At 67.5% G+C, this 6,204-nt stretch carries 4 protein-coding genes and 1 riboswitch; of the genes, 1 reads left to right on the forward strand and 3 read right to left on the reverse strand.

The features are described 5' to 3' along the window. Positions 1 to 74: 74 nt before the first annotated feature. From ACE026_RS16210 to ACE026_RS16220, 3 genes are all read right to left on the reverse strand, one after another. On the reverse strand, positions 75 to 461 hold the full coding sequence (locus tag ACE026_RS16210) for a hypothetical protein (RefSeq protein WP_259259515.1): 387 nt from the start codon (positions 459 to 461) through the stop codon (positions 75 to 77). A gap of 80 nt (positions 462 to 541) precedes the next feature. After that, complete coding sequence (locus ACE026_RS16215) at positions 542 to 1,435, reverse strand: siderophore-interacting protein (RefSeq protein ID WP_486039876.1); 894 nt, start codon at positions 1,433 to 1,435, stop codon at positions 542 to 544. A 156-nt stretch (positions 1,436 to 1,591) separates the two neighbouring features. Then, positions 1,592 to 2,815 (reverse strand): multidrug effflux MFS transporter, encoded by a 1,224-nt coding sequence (locus ACE026_RS16220; protein WP_486039877.1) that lies wholly within the window; start codon positions 2,813 to 2,815, stop codon positions 1,592 to 1,594. Positions 2,816 to 3,096: 281 nt separating this feature from the next. Further along, a riboswitch (glycine riboswitch) is annotated at positions 3,097 to 3,198 on the forward strand. 89 nt (positions 3,199 to 3,287) lie between these two features. On the opposite strand from ACE026_RS16220, the gene gcvP reads away from it, so the two are divergent. Beyond that, complete coding sequence (gcvP, locus tag ACE026_RS16225) at positions 3,288 to 6,167, forward strand: aminomethyl-transferring glycine dehydrogenase (protein ID WP_486039879.1); 2,880 nt, start codon at positions 3,288 to 3,290, stop codon at positions 6,165 to 6,167. Positions 6,168 to 6,204 lie beyond the last annotated feature (37 nt).

Genomic DNA, 6,204 nt, shown 5'->3' on the forward strand with positions numbered 1-6,204 from the left:
CCCGCCCACAGCCCGCAACGAAAAAACCGGCCGAAAGGCCGGTTTTTTCATGCGCCTCCACACAGCGCGTGACGCTACGACTTGGGTTTCAGGGCGGCCGCCAGCTCGGTCTTGAACTGCTCGAAATCCATGCCGTCGGCCTTGGCCTCGGCGTGCGCGGCATCCTTCAACGCATCCGAGTACACCAGCCGGACAGGAGTGCCCTGCCGCTCGTGCAGCTCGGCTGCCTGCATGATCAGGGCCAGTACCCGCGCCGCGCTGGGCGTCTGACCGGCAATGCGGCCATCCATCCCCAGCACCCATTCTCCGTCGCGGCGGACGATGCCGGCCAGCAGCGTACGCTGCTGATCGCGCAGCTCTGCATGCGGCTCGACCGGCGGGGTGGCGGCCTGCTCGCGGTTGGCGGCCTGGGTTTCACGGCGCCGGCGGATGTCGCGGCGCAGTTTGGAGGTGGTCGACATGGGGAAATCCGGACTGCGTCAAAGCGCCAAGGATACCGCACGGGCCTTGGCGGGCCCGTATCGCAGCACCGGCGGCCCTCTCAATCCAGGACCTTGCCGTGCCGCCAGTAGCCCATGAAGGTGATGGCCTGCCGGTCGATTCCACAGGTCTTTACCAGATGCCGGCGGATTGCCATCACCATCCCGGCCTCCCCGGCCACCCAGGCGTACAGCCCGCCCTCCCCGGCACTGGCCTGCTCCCACAGGATGTCCTGATCGATGTCGATTTCGGTGAGTTCCTGCTCGCTGCCGCGCGTCCCCGATGGACCAATCCGGGCGCGCACCGCGTCCTGCAGCAGCTGCCCGTGCGCGGCGCCCTCGCGGGCCAGCCAGAACAGTTGCGCGCCCATCGGCGCCTGCAGCGGCAGAACGTCCGCCTCGTGCTCGACCTCCAGGAAGGCCTGCACCTCCGGCGGCTGCGGCCACTGCGCCAAGGCCTCCAGAATCCCGGCGACGGCCGGCAGCGCGGTGTCATCGGCCACCAACAGCACGCGCTTCACCTGCGCCGGCGGCTTCCACTCGTAGCCCTCGCTGCTGGCCTCGACCTGGGCGTCCGGCGCCAGCAGTCCGACCCGATCGCCGACACGTGCCTGCATGGCCCAGCGCGAGGCGGGGCCGGTGTCGCCGTGCAGTACGAAATCAACATCCACCTCGCCCACTTCAGGGCGCAGTGCACGGATGGTGTAGGTGCGCATCGGCGCCCGCTCGGTGTCGGGCAGCGCGCGATAACGCGCGTACCAGTCTTCGCCCTGCGGCACCTCGGGGGCTGCCTGGCCAGGTAGCGGGAAGAACACTTTGATGCGCTGATCCGGCCCGTCGGTCTTCATGTTGGCCACATCGGGCGCAGCGAAGACCATGCGGGTCAGCGACGGAGAGAGAACGGTGCGCTGCTTGAGCGCGACATCGAACAGGCGGTAGGTCTGCTGGGCAGCCATGCAATCACCCTGGAATGCGGCGGACGCGGGTCCGCAGGGGAGCGTATTGGCTGTCGTAATGCACGAACTGGCTGGCGAACACACAGGATACGCCGCGGTGAACGCATGGCAATGCCGCCACGCCTGCGTTGTGCGCAGGCGTGGCGTGCAAGCGGATCACTCGATGGGCGTGAGCACCTCGCGGCGGCGCTCGCAGCGCCGCTCCCAGTACCAGAAGCTGGCGCCGATGGCGAAGAAGCCCGCGTAGCCCAAGGCCAGATGCAGCGGGCTGCTGCTGAGCATCGGCGAGACCACACCGGCCACCACGGTGTTGATCATCAGCTGGATGAACATCTGCATCGAGGAGGCCAGGCCGCGCTGATGCGGGTACATGTCCAGCACGGCCAGCGCCAGGATCGGGAAGATCAGGGCCATGCCGACGCCGCCCAGGAAAATCGGCATCACCGCCCACGGCAGCGCGATCTGCGGTACCGACGCCACGTAGCCGAAGTTCAGCAGCGCCGAGACAGCGCACAACGCAAACCCGATCGCGATCTGTCGCTGCGCCACGATCCGTCCGGCCATCCGCCCGGACAGGAACGAGCCCACGGTCATGCCGCCAATGGTGGGAATGAACAACCAGGCAAAGCCGCCTTCGCCGAGCTTCAGGTGCTGCATCACGAACACCGGTGCCGAGGCGATGTACAGGAAGATGCCGGAGAAGTTGAATGCACCCGCCGCTGCCAGACGCAGCAGGCGCGCGTTGGAACCCATCCGCGCATAGCTGCGCAGCAGTTCCCGCATCGACAGCGGCGTGCGCGCCTCGACCGGATGGGTTTCCGGCAGCCACTTGCCGGTGGCCAGCAGCAACACCACGCCGAACAGCACCAGGAACCAGAAAATCAGCGGCCAGTCGCCGCCGCCGAGCAGGATCCAGCCACCGATGATCGGGGCGATCGCCGGGGCCACGCCGAAGATCATCGAGACCTGGCTCATCAAGCGCTGCGCGTCGGCACCATGGTACAGATCGCGGATCACGGCGCGGCCGACGATCACACCCACACCGGCAGTCACGCCCTGCAGTGCGCGGAACACCAGCAACGTGGTCATGTCCCGCGACAGCGCACAGCCGATCGAGGCGCCGATGAACAACACCAGCCCGCCGATGATCACCCGCTTGCGGCCGAACGCATCCGACAGCGGGCCGTGCGCCAGGCTCATCAAGCCGTAGAACAGCAGGTACACGCTGATGGTCTGCTGCACCGCGACCTGGTCCACCTGCATGCGCTCGCCCAGCAACAGGAAGGCCGGGAAAATGGTGTCGATCGAGAACGGACCGAACATCGCCAGGCCTGCAAGCAGCAGGGCCAGACGGCGGGTCGAAGGTGAGGCGGGCGTCATGCGGGCTTCCGTCAGCGGCCATGCGCACTACACGGCGGGCGCCTGGCCCGGAACGGGCGGCGCCAGATGAATACGAGTATCCAGTGATCATAGGCCTTTGCCGCGCCCGGCACCATGCCCGAGGGCACGTTTCCGGGGTCGGGATGGTCCCGTATTCATGTAGCGGAAAGGCCCAGCGGCCCAAAGCGCTGGGCTATAATCGCCGGGCTACATGGTGGGAGAAGCGGACACCCGCTGCCGAAGGCGCAACGCCCGTAATCGCTCAGGCCCGATACCACCCGTACCAAAACTCTGGAGAGACCGGCGAGTGCCGGCGCCGAAGGGGCACGAAGCACGCCGATGCGCGCTTTTAAACTCTCAGGCAAAAGGACAGAGGGGCACCCAGGAAGACCGCAAGGTCCGGTGGATCGCTGTCGCCCGCGACGCGCCCTGGCCCCGGCCGCCTTCCGAACGTGCGTGCCCACTCTCCGAGATGCCAGCCATGTCCCAGAACACCCCCTCCCTGCGCGAGCTTGAACACAGCCACGCGTTCGTCGAACGCCATATCGGCCCCAACGACGCCGAAATCGCGCAGATGCTCGACGTGGTCGGCCACGCCTCGCTGGACGCGCTGACCGATGCGATCGTCCCGGCCGGGATCAAGTCGCCGGCACCGCTGGACCTGCCCGAGTCGCTGACCGAAGTGCAGGCGCTGGCCAAGATCCGCGCCATCGCCGACAAGAACCAGGTGTTCCGCACCTTCATCGGCCAGGGTTACTACGGCACACTCACCCCGAACGTCATCCTGCGCAATGTGCTGGAAAACCCGGCGTGGTACACCGCCTACACCCCGTACCAGGCCGAGATTTCGCAGGGCCGCATGGAAGCGCTGATCAACTTCCAGACGCTGTGCGCCGACCTCACCGGCATGGAAATCGCCAACGCCTCGCTGCTGGATGAAGCCACCGCCGCCGCCGAAGCGATGACCCTGGCCAAGCGCTCGGCCAAGTCGAAATCCGATACGTTCTTCGTGCACGACGCCGTGCACCCGCAGACGCTGGAACTGTTGCGCACCCGCGCCGAGCCGATGGGCATCGTGCTGCGCGTGGGCACCCCGGCCGAGGCGATGGAAGCCGAGGCCTACGGCGTGCTGCTCCAGTACCCGGATACCTTCGGCCATATCGGCGACTACAAGGCGCTGGCCGATGCCGTGCACGCCCGTGGCGGCCTGGTCGCGGTGGCCACCGATCTGCTGGCGCTGACCCTGATCGCCGCCCCCGGCGAATGGGGCGCGGACATTGTGGTTGGCAACTCCCAGCGCTTCGGCGTGCCGTTCGGCTTCGGCGGCCCGCACGCCGCCTTCATGGCCTGCCGCGATGCGTACAAGCGCTCGATGCCGGGTCGCCTGATCGGCGTCTCGGTCGACGCGCAGGGCAACGCTGCCTACCGCCTGACCCTGCAGACCCGCGAGCAGCACATCCGCCGCGAGAAGGCGACCTCCAACATCTGCACCGCCCAGGTGCTGCTGGCGGTGATGGCCTCGATGTACGCCGTGTACCACGGCCCGGAAGGCCTGACCCGCATTGCCCGCCGCACCCACCGCCTGGCCGCGATCCTGGCCGCCGCACTGCGCGGCGCCGGCGTCAACGTGGGCGAGCACTTCTTCGACACCCTGCACGTCAAGGATGTGGACGCCAAGGCGATCCACGCCAAGGCTGCGGCGGCGCGCATCAACCTGCGTGCGATCGACAGCGATGCGGTCGGCATCAGCCTGGACGAAACCGCCACCCGCGCCGACATCGTCGCGCTCGGCCAGCTGTTCGGTGCCACGGTCGACGTGGATGCACTGGATGCGGCCACCGCCGATGCGTTGCCGGCCGATCTGGTGCGCACCAGCGAATTCCTGACCCACCCGGTGTTCAACACCCACCACAGCGAACACGAACTGCTGCGTTACCTGCGCTCGCTGGCGGACAAGGACCTGGCGATGGATCGCACCATGATCCCGCTGGGCAGCTGCACCATGAAGCTCAACGCCACCGCCGAGATGATCCCGGTGACCTGGCCGGAGTTCGCCAACATCCATCCGCTGGCCCCGGCCGATCAGGCCACCGGCTACAAGGAACTGATCGACGGCCTGGAAGCGATGCTGGTCGAGTGCACCGGCTATGACGCGGTCAGCCTGCAGCCGAACTCCGGCGCGCAGGGCGAGTACGCCGGCCTGCTGGCGATCCGCGCCTACCACCGCTCGCGCGGCGAAGGCCATCGCGACGTCTGCCTGATCCCGGATTCGGCGCACGGCACCAACCCGGCCTCGGCCCAGATGTGCGGCATGAAGGTCGTGGTGACCAAGACCGACGCCAACGGCAACGTCGACCTGGACGACATCCGCATCAATGCGGAGAAGTACAGCGATCGCTTGGCCGCGCTGATGATCACCTACCCGTCCACGCACGGCGTGTTCGAGGAAGAAGTGGTGGAGATCTGCGAGATCGTGCACCAGCACGGCGGCCAGGTGTACACCGACGGCGCCAACATGAACGCCCTGGTCGGCGTGGCCAAGCCCGGCAAGTGGGGCTCGGACGTCTCGCACCTGAACCTGCACAAGACCTTCTGCATCCCGCACGGCGGCGGCGGCCCGGGCGTCGGCCCGTGTGCGGTCAAGTCGCACCTCGCCCCGTTCCTGCCGAAGGTGCTGGGCGGCGAAGGCGATGTCGGCATGGTCAGCGCGGCCAGCTTCGGCAGCGCCTCGATCCTGCCGATCAGCTGGATGTACATCACGCTGATGGGCACCGCCGGCCTGCGCAAGGCAACCCAGGTGGCCCTGCTCAACGCCAACTACATCGCCAAGCGCCTGGCCCCGCACTTCAAGACGCTGTACACCGGCCGCAACGGCCTGGTGGCGCACGAGTGCATCCTGGACGTGCGTCCGCTGGAGAAGACCTCCGGCATCGGCGCCGAGGACGTGGCCAAGCGCCTGATCGATTTCGGCTTCCACGCCCCGACGTTGAGCTTCCCGGTCGCCGGCACGCTGATGGTGGAGCCGACCGAGAGCGAATCGCTGCACGAACTGGATCGCTTCATCAACGCGATGATCCAGATCCGTGAGGAAATCGCCGCGATCGAAGACGGCCGTCTGGACCGCGAGGACAACCCGCTCAAGCACGCCCCGCACACCGCCACGGCGGTCTCGGCCAGCGAGTGGGCCCATGCCTACCCACGCGAACTGGCGGCCTTCCCGCTGGCCAGCCTGCGCCAGCAGAAGTACTGGCCGCCGGTGGCGCGCGTGGACAACGTCTACGGCGACAAGAACGTGATGTGCGCCTGCATCCCGGTTGATGCGTACAAGGAAGACGAGGGCGTGGAGGTCTAAGCCTCCCTACCCTGACGCAACAGCAGACGGCCCCCCC

The organism is Stenotrophomonas sp. AGC87, assembly GCF_057333975.1.

What these genes read in the sequence shown, in the direction of transcription:
- ACE026_RS16220 (WP_486039877.1), bottom strand. Translation starts at nt 2,815, where the DNA reads ATGACGCCCGCCTCACCTTCGACCCGCCGTCTGGCCCTGCTGCTTGCA.
- ACE026_RS16215 (WP_486039876.1), bottom strand. Translation starts at nt 1,435, where the DNA reads ATGGCTGCCCAGCAGACCTACCGCCTGTTCGATGTCGCGCTCAAGCAG.
- gcvP (WP_486039879.1), top strand. Translation starts at nt 3,288, where the DNA reads ATGCCAGCCATGTCCCAGAACACCCCCTCCCTGCGCGAGCTTGAACAC.
- ACE026_RS16210 (WP_259259515.1), bottom strand. Translation starts at nt 461, where the DNA reads ATGTCGACCACCTCCAAACTGCGCCGCGACATCCGCCGGCGCCGTGAA.